Source organism: Paenibacillus hodogayensis, assembly GCF_039536325.1.
Lineage (GTDB): Bacteria > Bacillota > Bacilli > Paenibacillales > NBRC-103111 > Paenibacillus_AB > Paenibacillus_AB hodogayensis.
On record NZ_BAAAYO010000005.1, the window covers coordinates 241388 to 258101 of the forward strand.

Sequence of the window (16714 nt, forward strand, 5' to 3'; positions counted from 1 at the left end):
GAAAGTGGGGAAAAGTGGGGCGAAAGGGGAGACGTCGGAATGTTTATGGGGGAATATCAGCATTCCGTCGACGAAAAAGGCCGGATGATCGTTCCTGCCAAATTTCGCGAAGCGCTCGGTCCCCAGTTTATCGTCACCCGCGGACTTGACAACTGCTTGTTCGTGTATCCGAAGGAAGAATGGGCCGTGCTCGAGCAGAAGCTGAAAAGCTTGCCGCTCATGAAGGCCGACGCGCGGGCGTTCACCCGGTTTTTTTTCTCCGGGGCGACCGAATGCGAGCTGGACAAGCAGGGCCGAATCAACATCCCGAACAACTTGTGCGAATACGCCAAGCTGGCCAAAGATTGCGTCGTTCTCGGCGTATCCAACCGCGTGGAGATTTGGAGCAAGGAAATATGGGAAACCTATTACCAACAGTCGGAAGAGTCGTTTAATGAAATTGCCGAGAAGCTCGTCGACTTCAACTTTGATTTATAGTCCGTAAGTCCGCGGCCAAGGCCGTCGGGACGGTGGGGACCAACAGGAGGAAGCATGTTGTTCGAGCACGTAACGGTATTGAAGGAAGAGTCCGTTGAAGCTTTACATATCGAAGAAAACGGAATTTATGTCGATTGCACGATGGGGGGAGCGGGGCACAGCTCGCTGATCGCCTCCAAACTGGGAGACGCCGGCAGGCTGATCGCGTTCGATCAGGACGACGTCGCGCTGGCTAACGGCAGAACGATGCTTGCTCCGTACGGAGAGCGGGCGGTGCTGGTCAAGAGCAATTTCCGCTATTTGCGTAGCGTGCTCGCAGGGCTCGATTTCGTGCCGAAGAAGGACGGCGTGCCGCAGGTGAACGGCATCTTGTTCGATCTGGGCGTATCGTCTCCGCAGCTTGACGAGGCCGAGCGCGGGTTCAGCTACAATCACGACGCCGAGCTGGACATGCGGATGGACCGCGACACCGAGCTGACGGCGGCAACCATCGTCAACGAATGGAGCGCGCAGGAGATCGCCAAAATTTTGTTCGAGTACGGGGAAGAAAAGTTTTCGCGAAAAATCGCTGCGGAGCTTGTCGCCGCGCGAGCCCAAGGAAGAATCGCGACGACCGGCCAACTGGTCGAGCTGATCAAGGAAGCGATCCCCGCGGCCGCGAGGCGCACGGGACCGCACCCGGCCAAGCGCAGCTTTCAGGCGCTGCGTATCGCCGTCAACGACGAACTGGGCGCGTTCGAGGACGCTTTGTCCGATTCGATCCGCTGTCTGGCGCCAGGAGGGCGTGTGGCGGTCATTACCTTTCATTCGCTGGAAGACCGCATCTGTAAGCACGAGTTTGCCAGTCATTTGGAAAAATGCACGTGTCCGCCCGATTTCCCGATGTGCGTCTGCGGCAAAAAGGGCAGTCTGCGGCTCGTCACCCGCAAGCCGCTGCTGCCGTCCGCCGCGGAGCTGGAGCGCAACCCGCGCGCCCGCTCGGCCAAACTGCGCGTAGCGGAGAAGCTTGACCAATAAAACGAATTTTAATTATGGGGAAACGCCCGAAGGAGGATGACATCGAGTGTCGGCATACATCAACGGAAACCTGGCGATCGAACAGAAGCCACCGAAAAAACCGAAGGTACAGGAGCAGAAGAAGGTTGTCGCGAAACGGAGATCGATCCCGGTCCAGGAGAAGCTGCTGTATTTGTTTACCGTCATCGTATGCGTCCTGGTCGCGGGCGTTATCATTTGGCGATATGCGCAAATCTACGAAATGAATACGAGAATGCAAAAAATAGAAAGCCAGATCAAAACCTTGCAAATCGAGAACAACAAGCTCAAGCTGGAAATCACGAAATACCAAGACCCTAAAAAGCTGCTCGATCAGGCCAAACAGCTCGGACTCGTTCCGAACGACGACCTGATTCAGGTTATCCGCTCCGTTTCCAACGACGATTCGCTCGCCATGAAGAAAGAATAGCTGTTTTTTTTGAACGAAGTTTGCGAATAGAGAGGTTTAAAGCGATGACCCAAAAAGTGAAGCTGCGCACCGTCTGGATAGGGGGATTGTTCACCCTATTTTTTATTGTCCTGATCGGCAAAATATATTGGGTTCAAGTGGTAGACGCCGCCAGCTTGCTCAAGAAGGCGCAGGTCATGTGGGAGCGCAACAAGACCATTCAGCCGATCCGCGGCTCGATCGTCGACCGCCATAATCAAGTGCTGGCCGAGGAAGGCCCGTCCTATACCGTCATATTGAACCCGAGCGTTATCGCCAGGCAGAAGAATGCGGCGGAAATCACCAAAGAACTGTCGGCTATATTAAACAAGCCGGAAAACGAACTGCTGGAGCAGGCGACGAAGCGCAAGGAGGACGGAAATCTGACCACTTGGGTGGAAGTGCGCAGCGAAGGCTGGAAACTCGACGTAGAAACAGCCGAAAAAATCGCCGTCGCGCTCAAGCTGGAAAGTCCGCTCAGCAACCAGAACAACCTGTACACGCGCGGCGTCTTCCTGGAGGAGACTCCCAAGCGCTACTACCCGGGCGGCAGCCTGGCGGCGCATGTGCTCGGTTATTTCGACAAAAACGACAAGGCCGTCATGGGGCTGGAAGCGATGTACGACGATTTGCTCAAGGGCGCGCCCGGACACATTATAACCGAGAAAGACCGGATGGGCTACGAGCTGCCCAACGCCAAAGCGAACTATCAGCCGGCGGAGGACGGTAAAAATCTGCAGCTCACGATCGACCGCAACATTCAGTCTTACATCGAGACCGCGCTGGAACGGTCGTATGCCGAATTCAGGCCGAAGAGCATGACCGCGATCGCCATGGACCCGAAGACCGGGGACATTCTGGGACTCGCCAACATGCCGACGTTCAATCCGGCAAAATATTGGGAAGCGAAGCCGGACAGCTTCCGCAATACGGCGATATCCTCCCAGTTCGAGCCAGGCTCGACATTCAAGATCGTTACGCTGGCCGGGACGGTGGAAGAAGGACTATTCGATCCGAACGAGACGTTCCAATCCGGCAAAATCCAAGTATACGACCGCCCTTTGCGCGATCATAACATTATCGGCTGGGGACCGATTACGTATTTGGAAGGACTGAAGCGTTCCAGTAACGTGGCGTTCGTCAAGCTCGGCTACGAGAAGCTCAAGCCGGAAAGGCTGAAGTCGTACATTGCCAAGTTCGGCTTTGGCGAACGGACGGGCATCGATCTGCCGGGCGAAGCGAAGGGCTTGATCCGCTTCTCCTACCCGGTCGACTATGCGACGGCTACTTACGGACAAGGCGGCGTTTCGGTAACGGCCATCCAGCAGATCGCGGCCTACGCGGCCGTCGCCAATGGAGGCAAAATGATGCAGCCCCACGTCGTCAAGGCGGTGCTGGACCCTAAGACGAACGAGCCGATTCAGACGATCGAGCCGAAGATGGTCAGTCAGGTCGTGACTCCGGAAACGGCGCGCAAAGTAAGCGAATATTTGGAGCAAGTCATCGTCGGGGAGTACGGCACCGGCAAAAACGCCGGCATCGACGGTTATCGCGTCGCCGGCAAGACGGGCACGGCTAATATCGTTATCAACGGCAAATATTCCGATGATAAATGGGTTATTACATTCGCCGGGTACGCGCCCGTCGAAGATCCGAAGATCGTCGTCCTTGTTCTGGCCGATCAGCCGGACTTGCACGGAAACTACCATAACGGTGGATTGGTAGCTCCTGTCGTCTTCAAGGAAATTATGTCGCAAAGCTTGCGGTACATGAACGTTACCGCAACCGTAACGAAGGAACTGTCCGGCGTGGAGAAGAAGATATCCGTGCCGGAGATGAGCGGCAAGCTCGTCTCTGAAGCGAAGAAGCAGCTGGGCGACCAGAAGCTGAGGTATGATCTGCTCGGCAAAGGCGGCTCGGTGATCGCCCAATTTCCGGTTGCCGGTACGGAAATCAGCCCGACCGAACGAATCTATTTGTTGACTGAGGAGAAGGAGGGCGTCGAGCTGCCGAATTTGCAGGGCAAGTCGCTGCGCGATGCGCTTGCGGTTTGCACGTTCATGAAGGTGAACTGCCAGGTGACGGGCGAAGGATATGTCGCTTCGCAAACTGCCGTGCCTAATGGTGAGGGCAGCGCGGTAGCGCTGCAGCTCGTGCCGTGGAACGAGCTGGAGAAGGCGAAGGCGGAAGCCGCCAAGGCGGCGAATGCCGCGGCCAATACGTCGAATGCGGCCAATGCGGGAAGCAACACGAAGCAGACAGGCGGCTCCAACAAAGCGCCGGCAAATCCTCCGGCCAAGAAGAACCCGTAAAGCTTGTTCTAACCTCGGTCCTGTCCGAATAGCTATGTGATGAAGCGTTCTGGCTATTCGGAGCAGGGGAGGGGACAAGTCAAGTGAAAGTATCCAGCGTAACGGTCAGACGACGGTTGTTGACGGCACTGATTGCCAGCGGAATTTTGTTCGCCGCGCTTATTCTCAGGCTGGCTTACGTGCAGCTGTGGATGGGCGGCGAGCTGGCGAGCAAGGCCGAGGATCTGTGGCGCCGCGATATTCCGTTTGCCGCGAAGCGGGGGGAAATATGGGACCGCAGCGGAGTGAGGCTCACCTATAATATCAGCTCGCCTTCGGTTATGGCTATACCGGCACAAATCAAGGATGCACGTGCGACGGCCGCGCAGCTCGCTACCGTGCTGCAGATGAACGAGGATGAGATTTACGCTTTGATCACGAAAAGGGAATCGAAGGTGTACATTAAACCCGGCGGCCGCAAAATCACGGAGGAAAAAGCGGCCGAGGTGCGCAACCTGGTGCTGCCCGGCATCGAGGTGGCGGAGGACAACAAGCGGTACTACCCGTTCGGGACGCTGGCCGCGCATATACTCGGCTTTACCGGCATCGACAAAGGGCTGACCGGCGTGGAAGCTTCGTACAACAGCGAGCTGAACGGCATCAACGGCAGCGTTTCGTATATGAGCGACGGCGGAGGCCGGGTCATTCCCAATACGTCAGAGGAGTATCGGGCGCCGAAGGACGGGCTCAACCTCCAGCTGACGATCGACAAGAACATCCAGTCGTATCTGGAGCGCGAGCTCGATCAGGCGATGGTGCAGCATCAGGCCAAAAACGCCATCGGCATCGCCATGGACCCGAAAACCGGCGAAATATTAGCGATGTCCGCCCGTCCGACATACGACCCCGGCAACTTCCGCGACTTTCCGAGCGAGGTGTACAACCGCAATTTGCCGATCTGGATGACCTACGAGCCCGGCTCGACCTTCAAGATCATTACGCTCGCTGCCGCTTTGGAAGAGAAGAAGGTTGATCTGCAGCGGGATACGTTTTTCGATCCCGGCTACGTCGAGGTCGGAGGCGCGCGGCTTCGCTGCTGGAAGAAAGGCGGCCATGGCAGTCAAAGCTTTCTCCAGGTCGTGGAAAACTCGTGCAACCCCGGGTTTGTCGCGCTCGGCCAGCGGCTCGGCAAGGAAACGCTGTTTGACTATATACGTCGCTTCGGCTTCGGCCAAAAAACCGGCATCGATCTGGGCGGCGAGGAAAACGGCATTTTGTTCAAGCTGTCCCGGGTAGGTCCGGTCGAACTGGCCACGACGGCGTTCGGCCAAGGCGTATCGGTGACGCCGATCCAGCAAATTACGGCGGTCTCCGCGGCAATCAACGGCGGCAGGCTGTTCGAGCCGCACGTCGCCAAGGCGTGGTACAATCCCGACACGGGGCAGAAGGTGAAGGATGTCGAGCCGAAGCTCGTCCGTCAGGTTATTTCGGAGCAGACGTCCAAGCAGGTGCGCGAGGCGCTCGAGAGCGTCGTGGCCAAAGGAACCGGCCGGCCCGCCTTCATCGACGGCTACCGCGTCGGGGGCAAAACCGGGACGGCGCAAAAAGTCATTAACGGCCGCTATTCGCCCGACGAGCACATCGTGTCCTTCATCGGCTTCGCGCCGGCGGACGATCCGAAGATCGTCGTCTACGTGGCGATCGACGATCCGGCCGGTATCCAGTTCGGCGGAGTGGTCGCCGCGCCGGTGGTCAAAAACATTATGACCGACGCGCTGCGCTACATGGGCGTCGAGCCGCGAAAGGACCAGCTTGCCCGCGAATACCGCTACGGCGAGACGAAGGTGGTCGAGGTGCCCGATCTGATTGGCCATACGGTAAGCGATATTTTCGAAGATATGAACATGAACTTCCGTCTGGAGAAATTCGGCAGCGGCGACGAGGTGGTCAATCAGGCCCCGAAAGCCGGCGAACGGGTGGAGCAAGGCTCGACGATCCGAATTTATATGGGAAATCATACCGATTCCTGATTGTGCGCCCGGCGGTTTGGTCTATACTAGTACTACCAATTTTGAGCGTGTGGAGGGGTAATATGCGGCTGGACCAGCTTGCTTCGCTTTTCATAGGATCGCGGGTAGCCGAGGATGCGGATACGGTCATAGCCGGCGTTCAGACCGACTCCCGCAAAGTGCGTCCGGGCGATCTGTTTATATGCATCCCGGGTCTCGTCAGCGACGGGCACGACTTCGCCGCCAAAGCCGCAGCGGCGGGAGCGGCGGCGCTGGTCGTGGAGCGCGACGTCCCGGTTGCGCTGCCGAAGCTGTTCGTGCGCGATGCTCGCTATGCGATGGCCGTCATCGCCTGCTCCTTCTACCGGTACCCGAGCCGGGAGCTGAAGCTGATCGGCGTTACGGGGACGAATGGCAAGACGACGACCAGCATGCTGATCGAGCATATTTTGCGCGACCGACAGTTCAACACCGGCTTAATGGGCACGATTAGCATGAAGATCGGCGACCGTTGGTTCGAAGCGGAGCGTACGACGCAGGAAGCGGCGGATTTGCAGATGAACCTGCGCAACATGCGCGACGCCGGAGCCGAATTCGCCGTTATGGAAGTGTCCAGCCACGCGCTGGAGCTGGGCCGGGTGAAGGGCTGCCGGTTCCGCACCGCCGTCTTTACGAACTTGACCCAGGATCATCTCGACTTTCACCATACGATGGACCGGTACAAGGCGGCGAAAGGGCTGCTGTTCTCACGGCTCGGCAACGAATTCGCCGAGGACCCGGACGAAGCCGCCTTTGCAGTGCTCAATGCCGACGATGACGCTTCCGCAGACTACGCCAGGCTGACCGGCGCGCAAGTGATCCGGTACGGTCTCGGGGCCGATGCCGATGTGCGGGCCGCCGATATACGGCTGTCTCCGCAAGGAACGCGGTTTACGGTCTCCGCCTTCGGCGAAGAAGCCGAAGTGAACATGCAGCTGGTCGGCAAATTCAATATTTACAACGCACTCGCGGCGATTGCCGCGGTACGGGTCGAGCGCATTCCGCTCGCGGATATCGCGGACAGTCTAGGCAGGGTGAACGTCGTGCCCGGACGGATGGAAGCGGTGGGAGGCGCGGACGACTTCTTGGTCATTGTCGACTACGCGCATACGCCGGACGGTCTGGAAAATGCGCTCAGCACGATCCGCGAGTTTTGCGCGGGACGGCTGATTACGGTGTTCGGCTGCGGCGGCGACCGCGACCGCTCCAAGCGGCCGCTGATGGGAGCCATAGCGGCGCGCTACAGCGATTACTGTATCGTCACCTCCGATAACCCGAGGTCGGAGCGGCCGGAGGCGATTCTAGCCGAAATCGAGCCGGGCCTTGTCCGCCAGGGCATCGGCCCGGACCGCTACGAGCTCGTCGCGGATAGGCGCGAGGCGATCCATAAAGCAGTTGAAATGGCAAGCCCTGACGATGTAATATTAATTGCGGGAAAAGGGCATGAACCAATCCAAATCGTGGGCGGCGTCCAGTTTCATTTTGACGACCGACTTGTCGCCCAGGAAGCGCTAAGGGGTAGATCGAAGTGATCAAGCGCACGTTAGGCGAAATCGCCGTCATGGTTAACGGAACAAGGCACGGAGGCGAGGACTCGCTCCCCGTCACTGGCGTATCCAAGGATACGCGGACGATCGGACCGGGCAATCTGTACGTGCCGCTGATCGGCGCACGGTTCGACGGCCACGAGTACGCGGCCGAGGCGATCGCGCGCGGAGCGAGCGCCGCATTGTGGCAAAGCGACCGCGGCGAGCCGCCGGCAGGCGTTCCCGTCATCGTCGTGGACGACAGTCTGGCCGCCATGCAGAGGTTGGCGTCGCGCTACCGCGAGCAGCTTCCGGTGCGGATCGTGGGCATTACCGGCAGCAACGGTAAGACGACGACGAAGGATATGATCGCGGCCGTGCTGGCCGTGCGATATAAGGTCCACAAGACCGAGGGCAACCTGAACGGAGATATCGGATTGCCGTTGATGATTTTGCAAATGGACGAGAGCACCGAGCTGGCCGTGCTGGAGATGGGCATGCGCGGCTTCGGGGAAATCGAGCTGCTGGCGCAGATCGCCCGTCCCGAAGCGGCCGTCATCACGATGATCGGCGAAGCTCATCTGGAGCGGCTCGGTTCCAGAGAAGGAATCGCTCGCGCCAAGCTGGAACTGCTAGGCGGCTTGCGCGAGAACGGTCTGTTCGCCTACAACGGAGATGAGCCGCTGCTCGAAACGCTTCTTCCGTCGACTGTTAAGCCTCGCGCCTTCGCGCGCGTCCGCTTCGGAACGGGGGCGGACAACGACCTGCGGGCCGAAGAGATCGTCATGGAGCAGGACGGGACGCGGTTTACGGTGAGCAGCGAGGCCGGCAGCGAATTCCGCATCCCGCTGCTCGGCCGCCACAATGCGGTGAACGCCCTTGCGGCGATCGCCATCGGGAGGCATTTCGGCTTGAGCGACGCCGATATCGCCTCCGGGCTGGAGCGGATGCAGCCGACAGGCATGCGGATCGAACGGCTGAAGGGCGTGTCCGGACTGACGATTCTGAACGATGCGTACAACGCCAGCCCGGCCTCGACGCTTGCCTCTCTCGAGCTGCTGAAGGAGCTGACCGGCTACAGCCGCAAAATCGTCGTGCTCGGGGATATGCTGGAGCTCGGGGAGCGGGAGGAGCAGTTTCACCGCGAGGTCGGCTCGACGCTGACGCCCGAAGGGGCCGATTACGTCTGCACATTCGGGCCGCTGTCGAAGCATACCGCCGCCGCCGCCGGGGTTTCGTTCCCGGAAGGGCGCGTCCGCTCGTTCGACAGCAAGGAGGATCTGGCCCGGCATATCGCCGGCTTCGCCTCCGGCGACGATGTCGTGCTCGTCAAAGGCTCGAGGGGCATGCAACTTGAGGAAGTCGTCCGGCAGCTTGCCGAAGCGCCGCTGTAGAAGCGTCTTTGCCGTAGCGCCAGTCCGACGAACGGTCACGCTGCGGCAACCGGCGCAAACGGTTCAGAGTAGAAAGGAGGGGGAACGAACACCGTCATGATGATGAAAGAAATATGGTTTACGATGGGAGCCGCCTTCCTGCTTGCGATTATATTGGGGCCGATCTGCATCCCGATACTGCGGCGTCTCAAGTTCGGCCAACAAATCCGCACCGACGGTCCGCAAGGGCATCTCAAAAAAGCGGGTACCCCCACGATGGGCGGCACGATCATTTTGCTTGCCTTGTCGATCGCCTTTTTGCGGTTTTCCGACAGTACCGCCGACAGCGTCATTCTGCTGATCGCTACGCTCGGTTACGGATTGGTCGGTTTTCTGGACGATTATATTAAAATTTTGTTCAAACGCTCGCTCGGTCTGACCGCCCGGCAAAAGCTGATTGGCCAGCTGCTTGTCTCCGGCATTGTCTGCTTCCTGCTTTACCGGAGCGGACATACGACGGGCCTGACGATTCCGTTCACCGACTATTCGCTGGAAATCGGCTGGTGGTTGTACGTGCCGTTCGTCGTCATCATGATGCTCGGCATGTCCAACGCGGTCAATTTCACCGACGGTCTGGACGGTTTGCTCGCCGGTACGAGCGCCATCGCCTTTGGCGCCTACACGATTATCGCGATGGTGCATTCGGAGATGGAGACGGCGATATTCTCCGCTGCAATGGTCGGCGCGGTGCTCGGTTTTCTCGTATTCAACGCCCATCCGGCGAAAGTGTTCATGGGCGACACCGGGTCGCTCGGCATCGGCGGCGGTCTCGCGGCCGCGGCGATTTTGACCAAGTCGGAGCTCCTTATTCTGATCGTGGGCGCCGTATTCGTTATCGAATTGCTGTCCGTCGTCATTCAGGTCGTCTCGTTCAAGACGCGCGGCAAACGCGTCTTCAAAATGAGTCCGATCCATCATCACTACGAGCTCGTCGGCTGGTCGGAATGGCGGATCGTCGTTACGTTCTGGTTTGCCGGTCTCGTCTGCGCAGGCTTGGCGTTGTTCAATTTGTAAACATAAAGGTGGGAGTGCTTGCTCATGAATCATCCAGAAACCTACCGGGGCCGGGAAGTCGTTATCCTGGGCCTGGCAAGAAGCGGGGTGGCGGTAGCGAAGCTGTTTCACGGTCACGGCGCGGCCGTGACCGTCAACGATAAGAAGGAACGTTCCTTATGCCCTGAGGCCGGCGAGTTGGAGGCCCTGGGTATTTCTGTTGTTTGCGGCAGCCATCCGGATACGCTCATTCATCCGGGAGTGGCGCTCGTGGTGAAAAACCCCGGCATTCCGTATACGATTCCCCCGGTGCAAGACGCGCTGCGGCTAGGCATCGAAATCGTGACGGAGGTCGAGGTCGCCGGGTACATCTGCAAAGCGCCGATCATCGGCATTACCGGCAGCAACGGCAAGACCACGACGACGACATGGGTCGGACGCATGCTGGACGAGGCCGAGCTGTACCCGATCATTGCCGGCAATATCGGACGCGCGCTGTGCGAGGCCGCAGTCGAAGCGACGGAAGCCAACCGGATGGTTGTGGAGCTGAGCAGCTTTCAATTGAAAGGAACGTCCGGCTTTCGCCCGGCGATTGCTTGTCTCTTGAATATATGCGAGACGCATCTCGATTATCACGGCACAATGGAAGACTATGCGGAATCGAAGGCGAAGCTGTTTGCCAATCAAGGTCCCGGGGACATCGCCGTGCTGAACTGGGACGATGCTTTCTGCCGGTCACTCGCTCCGGGAATCAAAGCCCGCCTCGTTCTGTTCTCGATGAAGGAACGGCTTCCCGCAGGAGTCATGCTGGAGCCGCCGCTGGCTTCTGAGGATGAAGCGCTGACCGACGAGCACCGGATTGTGTACCGGGACGGCTCCGGGCGAGAGACGTTCGTCATCGAGGCGAATCAGCTTGGCATTCCGGGCAAGCACAATGCGGCGAACGCATTGGCCGCCGTAGCGATAGCCTTGTCCGCAGGAGCGGATCTCGAAGCGATCGTCAGGGCGCTGCGCGATTTCCGCGGAGTCGAGCATCGTCTGGAGCACGTGCTGGACCGCGACGGGGTCGTTTTTTACAACAATTCGAAAGCGACGAATTCGTTGGCCACGATTACCGCGCTCCGCTCGTTCGAGCGCCCGGTCGTGCTGATCGCGGGGGGGCAGGACCGCAAATCGGAGTTCGCCGATCTGCTGCCCTACCTGCGGCGCAACGTCAAGGCGGTCGTCTCGCTCGGCGAAACGCGGCACCAGTTCGCGGCGCTGGCGGGTCAGGCGGGGATTAGCGCGGTGAAAACGGTCGATACTGGGAACAGCGCAGCCGATACGCTCGATGCCGCCGTCCGGGCGGCCAACGCCTTCGCCGAAGCGGGCGATGTCGTGCTGCTCTCGCCGGCCTGCGCCAGTTGGGATATGTTCGAATCGTACGAGATTCGGGGACGCATGTTTAAAGAGTCGGTGCATAAATTGTAACAGAGGCTTGTTTACATCGACCGAACGCCAAAGCGAAGCGAGGAAGGTTTGCCGGCAGGTGCCCGATTGCAAAAGGGCGGCGCGGCGGCCATCGGGAGCGGCAGAGGAGGCAGTCGCTGCAAACAAGCCCAAGAGTGGGAAAACCGCGGAAGCCGCATAAACGCTTCCGGTTGCCGGAGCGCCCGCCGGGAGGCATCGAACGAAGGACAACCTCCCGCCATGCGTTCCGCGGTCTCCCGTCTATGGAGGTTATGCGGCGATGTCGAAGATGCGTTCGTTCCCCGATCTGTGGATGTTGATATCCACGCTGCTTATTTTGACGATCGGCGTTGTGATGGTATACAGCGCCAGCGCGGTTCTCGCTTTTCACGATTACGGCGATTACTTTTTTTATTTGAAACGCCAGCTTATATTTGCGGTGCTGGGCGTAGCGGCGATGTTCGTTACGATGAACGTCGATTATTGGGTTTGGAAAAAATACGCCAAGGTCGCGCTGCTCGTCTGCTTCGCCCTGCTCGTCATCGTGCTCATTCCGGGCATCGGCGTCGTCCGCGGCGGGGCCAGAAGCTGGCTCGGCATCGGCTCGTTCGGCATTCAGCCGTCGGAATTCATGAAGCTCGGCATGATCGTGTTTCTGGCCAAGATGCTGAGCGAGGAGCAGTCGAAAATTACGCAGTTTACCCGCGGCCTGATGCCGCCTTTGGGCTTGATGGGGCTGGCGTTCGGCATGATCATGCTGCAGCCTGACCTGGGAACCGGGGCCGTGCTTGTCGGGGCCTCGCTGCTGATCATTTATACGGCGGGGGCGAGAATCTCTCATCTGTCCTATCTGGGACTCGTCGGCTTGGCCGGCTTTGTCGGCCTGATCGCTGCTGCGCCTTACCGGCTCCAGCGGATCACCGCCTTCCTCGATCCGTGGAAAGACCCGCTCGGAGCGGGCTACCAATCGATTCAATCGCTGTATGCGATCGGTCCGGGCGGACTGGCCGGCCTCGGGCTCGGGATGAGCCGGCAAAAGTACAGCTATTTGCCGGAACCGCAAACCGACTTTATTTTTTCGATTATCGCCGAGGAACTGGGCTTTATCGGCGGCGCCACGATTTTGCTGCTGTTCGGCCTGCTCGTCTGGCGAGGGATGCGGACGGCGATAACGGCACCCGACACGTTCGGCAGCTTGCTTGCCGTCGGCATTGTCGGCATGATCGCCGTGCAGGTCGTCATTAATATCGGCGTCGTCATCGGCATGTTCCCGGTTACCGGCATTACGCTTCCGCTGATCAGCGCGGGCGGCTCTTCCTTGACGCTGATGCTGACCGCTATCGGCGTGCTATTGAATATTTCCCGCTATGCGAGGTGACCGACTTGAAATCGATCGTTTTCACCGGGGGCGGCTCGGCGGGGCACGTGACCCCGAATCTGGCGCTCATCGCCAGACTGAAGGAGCAAGGCTGGAGCGTCGATTATATCGGCTCGGCCGACGGTATCGAAAAATCGATTATCGAAGAAACGGGCATCCGCTTCCACCCGATATCGTCCGGCAAGCTGAGGCGCTATTTCGACCTCAAAAATATAAAAGACCCGTTCAAAGTATTAAAGGGCGTCGCCGACGCCTACCGGGTCATACGCAAGCTGAAGCCGAATGCCGTCTTCTCCAAAGGCGGCTTCGTGTCCGTTCCGGTCGTCGTGGCCGGCTGGATGAACCGGGTTCCCGTCATTATCCACGAATCGGATATGACGCCCGGACTGGCCAACAAGCTGTCCGTTCCGTTCGCGGCGCGGGTATGCGTTACTTTTCCCGAAACGGCCCGTCATTTGCGCGGCGGCAAGGCGGAATACACCGGACTGCCGATCCGCGACGAAATGCTTCGGGGCAATCCGGCCAAAGGGCGCGATATATGCAACTTTCACAAGCAAAAGCCGGTCCTGTTCGTCATGGGCGGCAGTCTCGGCTCGCGAGTTATCAATGAAGCGGTGCGCGGCGGCCTGGAGCGGCTGCTCGAGCGTTTTCAAGTCGTGCATCTTTGCGGCAAAGGCAATCTCGACCCGGCATTGACGCGCGTACGCGGCTACCGGCAGTTCGAATACGTATCGGGCGAGCTGCCCGATCTGCTGGCCATGGCCGACGTCGTCGTCTCGCGATCCGGCTCCACCTCGATATTCGAGTTTTTGTCGCTCAAGAAGCCGATGCTGCTCGTTCCGCTCACCCGCAACGCTTCGCGCGGCGATCAGATCCTGAACGCGGAGTCGTTCCGAGCGCAAGGCTACAGCGAAGTGATGGAAGAGGAGAGCATGAATGCGGAGACGCTCGCCGAAGCGCTCTTCCAGCTGTATGCAGACCGCGACGTTTACGTGGAGCGGATGAGCCGGCATTCCAACCAGGACAGCATCGCATCCATCATTCGGTTGATCGAAGCGACGGCCCGCTGACCGTACCGACGACGCCCGCCGCGTCTGTCGTCCGGCTCCGGGCCGTTCCTTCCGCTTATCCGCGCGCGTCTGCGGTTCTCCGTGCCCATGGGCGTTTGTCACACATCCCGACGGCCTACATACTATACAGTATAACCGTGACAGTAACCGGGAGACCGCGGAAAGCACCGCGCGGAAAAAATGGCCGTTTTTTCTCAGGCGTGTTCGGACTTGATAACGCCCGCCGGCGTCTGCAGGCGCCTCGGGTCGTCGTCAAGTCCCCGACTTTCGTGAAGGAGGTTTTCCCCTATGCACCAGGTTATACAAGAATTGATTGCAGCCCGGGCGGGCAAGGTGCTGCTTGACGAACCGCTCGCCAATTACACGACTTGGAAAATAGGGGGACCCGCAGACGTGCTCGTCATCCCTGACGGGACGGGCGAGCTTGCGGAAACGATGAGGGTTTTGCACCGTTTGGGTCAACCGTTTACGACGATCGGCCGAGGCTCGAATATGCTCGTGTCCGATAAAGGGGTGCGCGGCGTAACCGTGAAGCTCGGAAGAGGGCTCGATACGATCCGCTACGACGGGGATGTCGTAGCGGCGGGCGGAGCGGTATCGCTGATTCCCTTATCCGTTCGGGCAAGCAAGCAAGGATTGACCGGGCTGGAGTTTGCCTCGGGCATCCCCGGTACCGTAGGGGGAGCCGTCTACATGAACGCGGGGGCTCACGGTTCGGATATGTCACGTATTCTCAAAGAAGCCGAGATTGTGCTGGAAACCGGAGAAACGGTACGTTGGCAGCGTGAAGAGATGGAGTTTGCTTATCGGCATTCGGTGCTGCATACCCGTCCCGGTATCGTGACGGAAGCCGTGCTTCAACTGGAGCGCGGTGACCCAAAGGAAATCGCGGCGGTGATGGCGGCGTTCAAGGAGCGCCGGCTGCGCACGCAGCCGCTGCAGCTCGCTTGCGCGGGCAGCACGTTCCGCAACCCCGAGGGCCGCTTTGCGGCCAAGCTGATCGAGGACGCCGGCTTGAAGGGGTACCGGATCGGCGGCGCGGAGGTGTCCACACAGCACGCCAACTTCATCATCAATACCGGAGGGGCGAAGGCGGAAGACGTTCTGAGGCTGATGAGCCATATGCAGCATTCGGTTCAGGAAGCGTTCGGCATCGAGCTGACGCCCGAAGTATTGATCGTAGGCGAACGATAAAACCGGTTCCAACCGGTTCCCGCGGCACGCAGGCTTTCGGGAGGGTATTACATTGGAGAAGCTGGTTATCGAAGGCGGGAAACCATTGTCCGGCAGCGTCCGGATTCATGGCGCCAAAAACGCCGCTCTGCCGATTCTCGCGGCATGCACGATGGCGGCGGGCGTTCACCGGATCGGGAACGTGCCGGATTTGCTCGATATTCACGTGATGCTGGACATTTTGCGCGGGCTTGGCTGCAAGGCGGAGCTCAAGGATGACGTCGTCTCGCTGGAAACGGCTTCGGCCCATTCGTCGCACGTGCCCGAAGAACTGATGAAGCAGATGCGATCCTCGATCTTTCTCATGGGCCCGCTGCTCTCCCGCTTCGGCCACGTGCAGGTGTACCAGCCGGGCGGCTGCGCGATCGGGGAACGCAAGATCGACCTGCACCTGAAAGGGCTGCAGGCGCTCGGGGCGACGATCGAAGAAGCAGGCGATACGATTACGTGCCGCGCCGACCGGCTGAAGGGCGCGGACATCTGGCTCGATTATCCGAGCGTCGGCGCCACGGAAAACATCATGATGGCGGCCGCTCTGGCCGACGGCATTACGACGATTTCCAATGCGGCGCGCGAGCCGGAAATTCAGGATTTGCAAAACTTCTTGAACGCGATGGGCGCCAACTTGATCGGCGCGGGAACGGATACGATCACGATCGAGGGAGTGGCCGGGCTTACGCCGCGCGCCTACCGGGTCATCCCGGACCGGATTGTGACCGGAACGCTGATGGTGGCGGCTGCCGCGACAAGAGGCAGCATTACGCTGGAGCACGTCTGTCCCTCCCATCTGACGTCGGTCATCCATGCGATGAAGCGGGCAGGTGTTCAAATCGCCGTCGACGATGATATAATGTCCGTAAGCTGTTCTACCCGCCCGAGGGCGGTGGAGCGCATTATCACGTCGCCGCATCCTTCGTTCCCGACCGACCTGCAGGCGCAGATGATGGTATTTCTGTCGCTGGCCGAAGGGATGAGCGTGATCAAGGAAACGGTGTTCGAGGGCCGGTTCAAGCATGTCGATGAGCTTGCGCGTATGGGTGCGGACATCCGGGTCGCCCAGAGCAGCGCGTTTATTCGCGGGGTGCCGAGGCTGTACGGGGCAACGGTCGAAGCGACCGACCTGCGCGCCGGAGCCGCTCTCGTCATTGCCGGTCTGGCCGCCAACGGCACGACGGTGGTGGAGCAGGTCCATCATATCGACCGCGGCTACGACCGGATCGAGAACATGTTCCGTCGGCTCGGTGCCAAGATCGAGCGATACAGTCCGGCCCGTCAACTGAAAGTTCCTTAACGAACGTTGCGACTATAACCGCCAGCAAGTCCCCTTCTTGAA

Annotated in this window: 13 protein-coding genes; all 13 read left to right on the forward strand. The window is 59.5% G+C overall.

From position 1 onward, the window contains the following. Positions 1–39 precede the first annotated feature (39 nt). The 13 genes from mraZ (at position 40) to murA (ending at position 16672) form a co-directional block, all read left to right on the forward strand. Complete coding sequence (gene mraZ / locus ABD796_RS10530) at positions 40–477, forward strand: division/cell wall cluster transcriptional repressor MraZ (RefSeq protein WP_344907048.1); 438 nt, start codon at positions 40–42, stop codon at positions 475–477. Positions 478–534: 57 nt separating this feature from the next. Further along, positions 535–1494 (forward strand): 16S rRNA (cytosine(1402)-N(4))-methyltransferase RsmH, encoded by a 960-nt coding sequence (gene rsmH / locus ABD796_RS10535; protein ID WP_344907439.1) that lies wholly within the window; start codon positions 535–537, stop codon positions 1492–1494. 46 nt (positions 1495–1540) lie between these two features. Further along, positions 1541–1942: a cell division protein FtsL gene (ftsL, locus tag ABD796_RS10540; RefSeq protein WP_344907051.1), complete on the forward strand. Its 402-nt coding sequence runs from the start codon at positions 1541–1543 to the stop codon at positions 1940–1942. 44 nt (positions 1943–1986) lie between these two features. Then, complete coding sequence (locus tag ABD796_RS10545; protein ID WP_344907054.1) at positions 1987–4272, forward strand: penicillin-binding transpeptidase domain-containing protein; 2286 nt, start codon at positions 1987–1989, stop codon at positions 4270–4272. A gap of 83 nt (positions 4273–4355) precedes the next feature. After that, entirely contained in the window at positions 4356–6281 is a 1926-nt protein-coding gene (locus tag ABD796_RS10550) for a stage V sporulation protein D (RefSeq protein WP_344907057.1), read from the forward strand. A gap of 62 nt (positions 6282–6343) precedes the next feature. Further along, positions 6344–7831, forward strand: a complete 1488-nt coding sequence (locus tag ABD796_RS10555; protein ID WP_344907060.1) for a UDP-N-acetylmuramoyl-L-alanyl-D-glutamate--2,6-diaminopimelate ligase — start codon at positions 6344–6346, stop codon at positions 7829–7831. Beyond that, a complete protein-coding gene (locus ABD796_RS10560; RefSeq protein ID WP_344907063.1) occupies positions 7828–9219 on the forward strand; it encodes a UDP-N-acetylmuramoyl-tripeptide--D-alanyl-D-alanine ligase in 1392 nt (463 codons plus the stop codon). Before ABD796_RS10555 ends, ABD796_RS10560 begins: the two co-directional genes overlap by 4 nt. Positions 9220–9315: 96 nt before the next feature. After that, on the forward strand, positions 9316–10272 hold the full coding sequence (gene mraY / locus ABD796_RS10565) for a phospho-N-acetylmuramoyl-pentapeptide-transferase (protein ID WP_344907066.1): 957 nt from the start codon (positions 9316–9318) through the stop codon (positions 10270–10272). Positions 10273–10296: 24 nt separating this feature from the next. Beyond that, positions 10297–11721: a UDP-N-acetylmuramoyl-L-alanine--D-glutamate ligase gene (gene murD, locus ABD796_RS10570; RefSeq protein WP_344907069.1), complete on the forward strand. Its 1425-nt coding sequence runs from the start codon at positions 10297–10299 to the stop codon at positions 11719–11721. Positions 11722–11980: 259 nt separating this feature from the next. Beyond that, positions 11981–13078, forward strand: coding sequence for a stage V sporulation protein E (gene spoVE / locus ABD796_RS10575; RefSeq protein WP_344907072.1), 1098 nt, complete (start codon positions 11981–11983; stop codon positions 13076–13078). Positions 13079–13083: 5 nt separating this feature from the next. Continuing rightward, positions 13084–14148 carry an undecaprenyldiphospho-muramoylpentapeptide beta-N-acetylglucosaminyltransferase gene (locus ABD796_RS10580; RefSeq protein WP_344907075.1) on the forward strand — a complete coding sequence of 355 codons (1065 nt, stop codon included), beginning with the start codon at positions 13084–13086 and terminating at the stop codon, positions 14146–14148. A 288-nt stretch (positions 14149–14436) separates the two neighbouring features. Further along, on the forward strand, positions 14437–15342 hold the full coding sequence (murB, locus tag ABD796_RS10585) for a UDP-N-acetylmuramate dehydrogenase (protein WP_344907079.1): 906 nt from the start codon (positions 14437–14439) through the stop codon (positions 15340–15342). A gap of 52 nt (positions 15343–15394) precedes the next feature. Next, positions 15395–16672 (forward strand): UDP-N-acetylglucosamine 1-carboxyvinyltransferase, encoded by a 1278-nt coding sequence (gene murA / locus ABD796_RS10590; RefSeq protein ID WP_344907084.1) that lies wholly within the window; start codon positions 15395–15397, stop codon positions 16670–16672. The last annotated feature ends 42 nt before the right edge of the window (positions 16673–16714 follow it).

Bases quoted from the DNA above. Each gene is read 5' to 3' on its own strand.
- mraZ (WP_344907048.1), top strand. From the start codon at position 40: ATGTTTATGGGGGAATATCAGCATTCCGTCGACGAAAAAGGCCGGATG.
- ABD796_RS10545 (WP_344907054.1), top strand. From the start codon at position 1,987: ATGACCCAAAAAGTGAAGCTGCGCACCGTCTGGATAGGGGGATTGTTC.
- ABD796_RS10555 (WP_344907060.1), top strand. From the start codon at position 6,344: ATGCGGCTGGACCAGCTTGCTTCGCTTTTCATAGGATCGCGGGTAGCC.
- mraY (WP_344907066.1), top strand. From the start codon at position 9,316: ATGATGATGAAAGAAATATGGTTTACGATGGGAGCCGCCTTCCTGCTT.
- murD (WP_344907069.1), top strand. From the start codon at position 10,297: ATGAATCATCCAGAAACCTACCGGGGCCGGGAAGTCGTTATCCTGGGC.
- spoVE (WP_344907072.1), top strand. From the start codon at position 11,981: ATGTCGAAGATGCGTTCGTTCCCCGATCTGTGGATGTTGATATCCACG.
- murB (WP_344907079.1), top strand. From the start codon at position 14,437: ATGCACCAGGTTATACAAGAATTGATTGCAGCCCGGGCGGGCAAGGTG.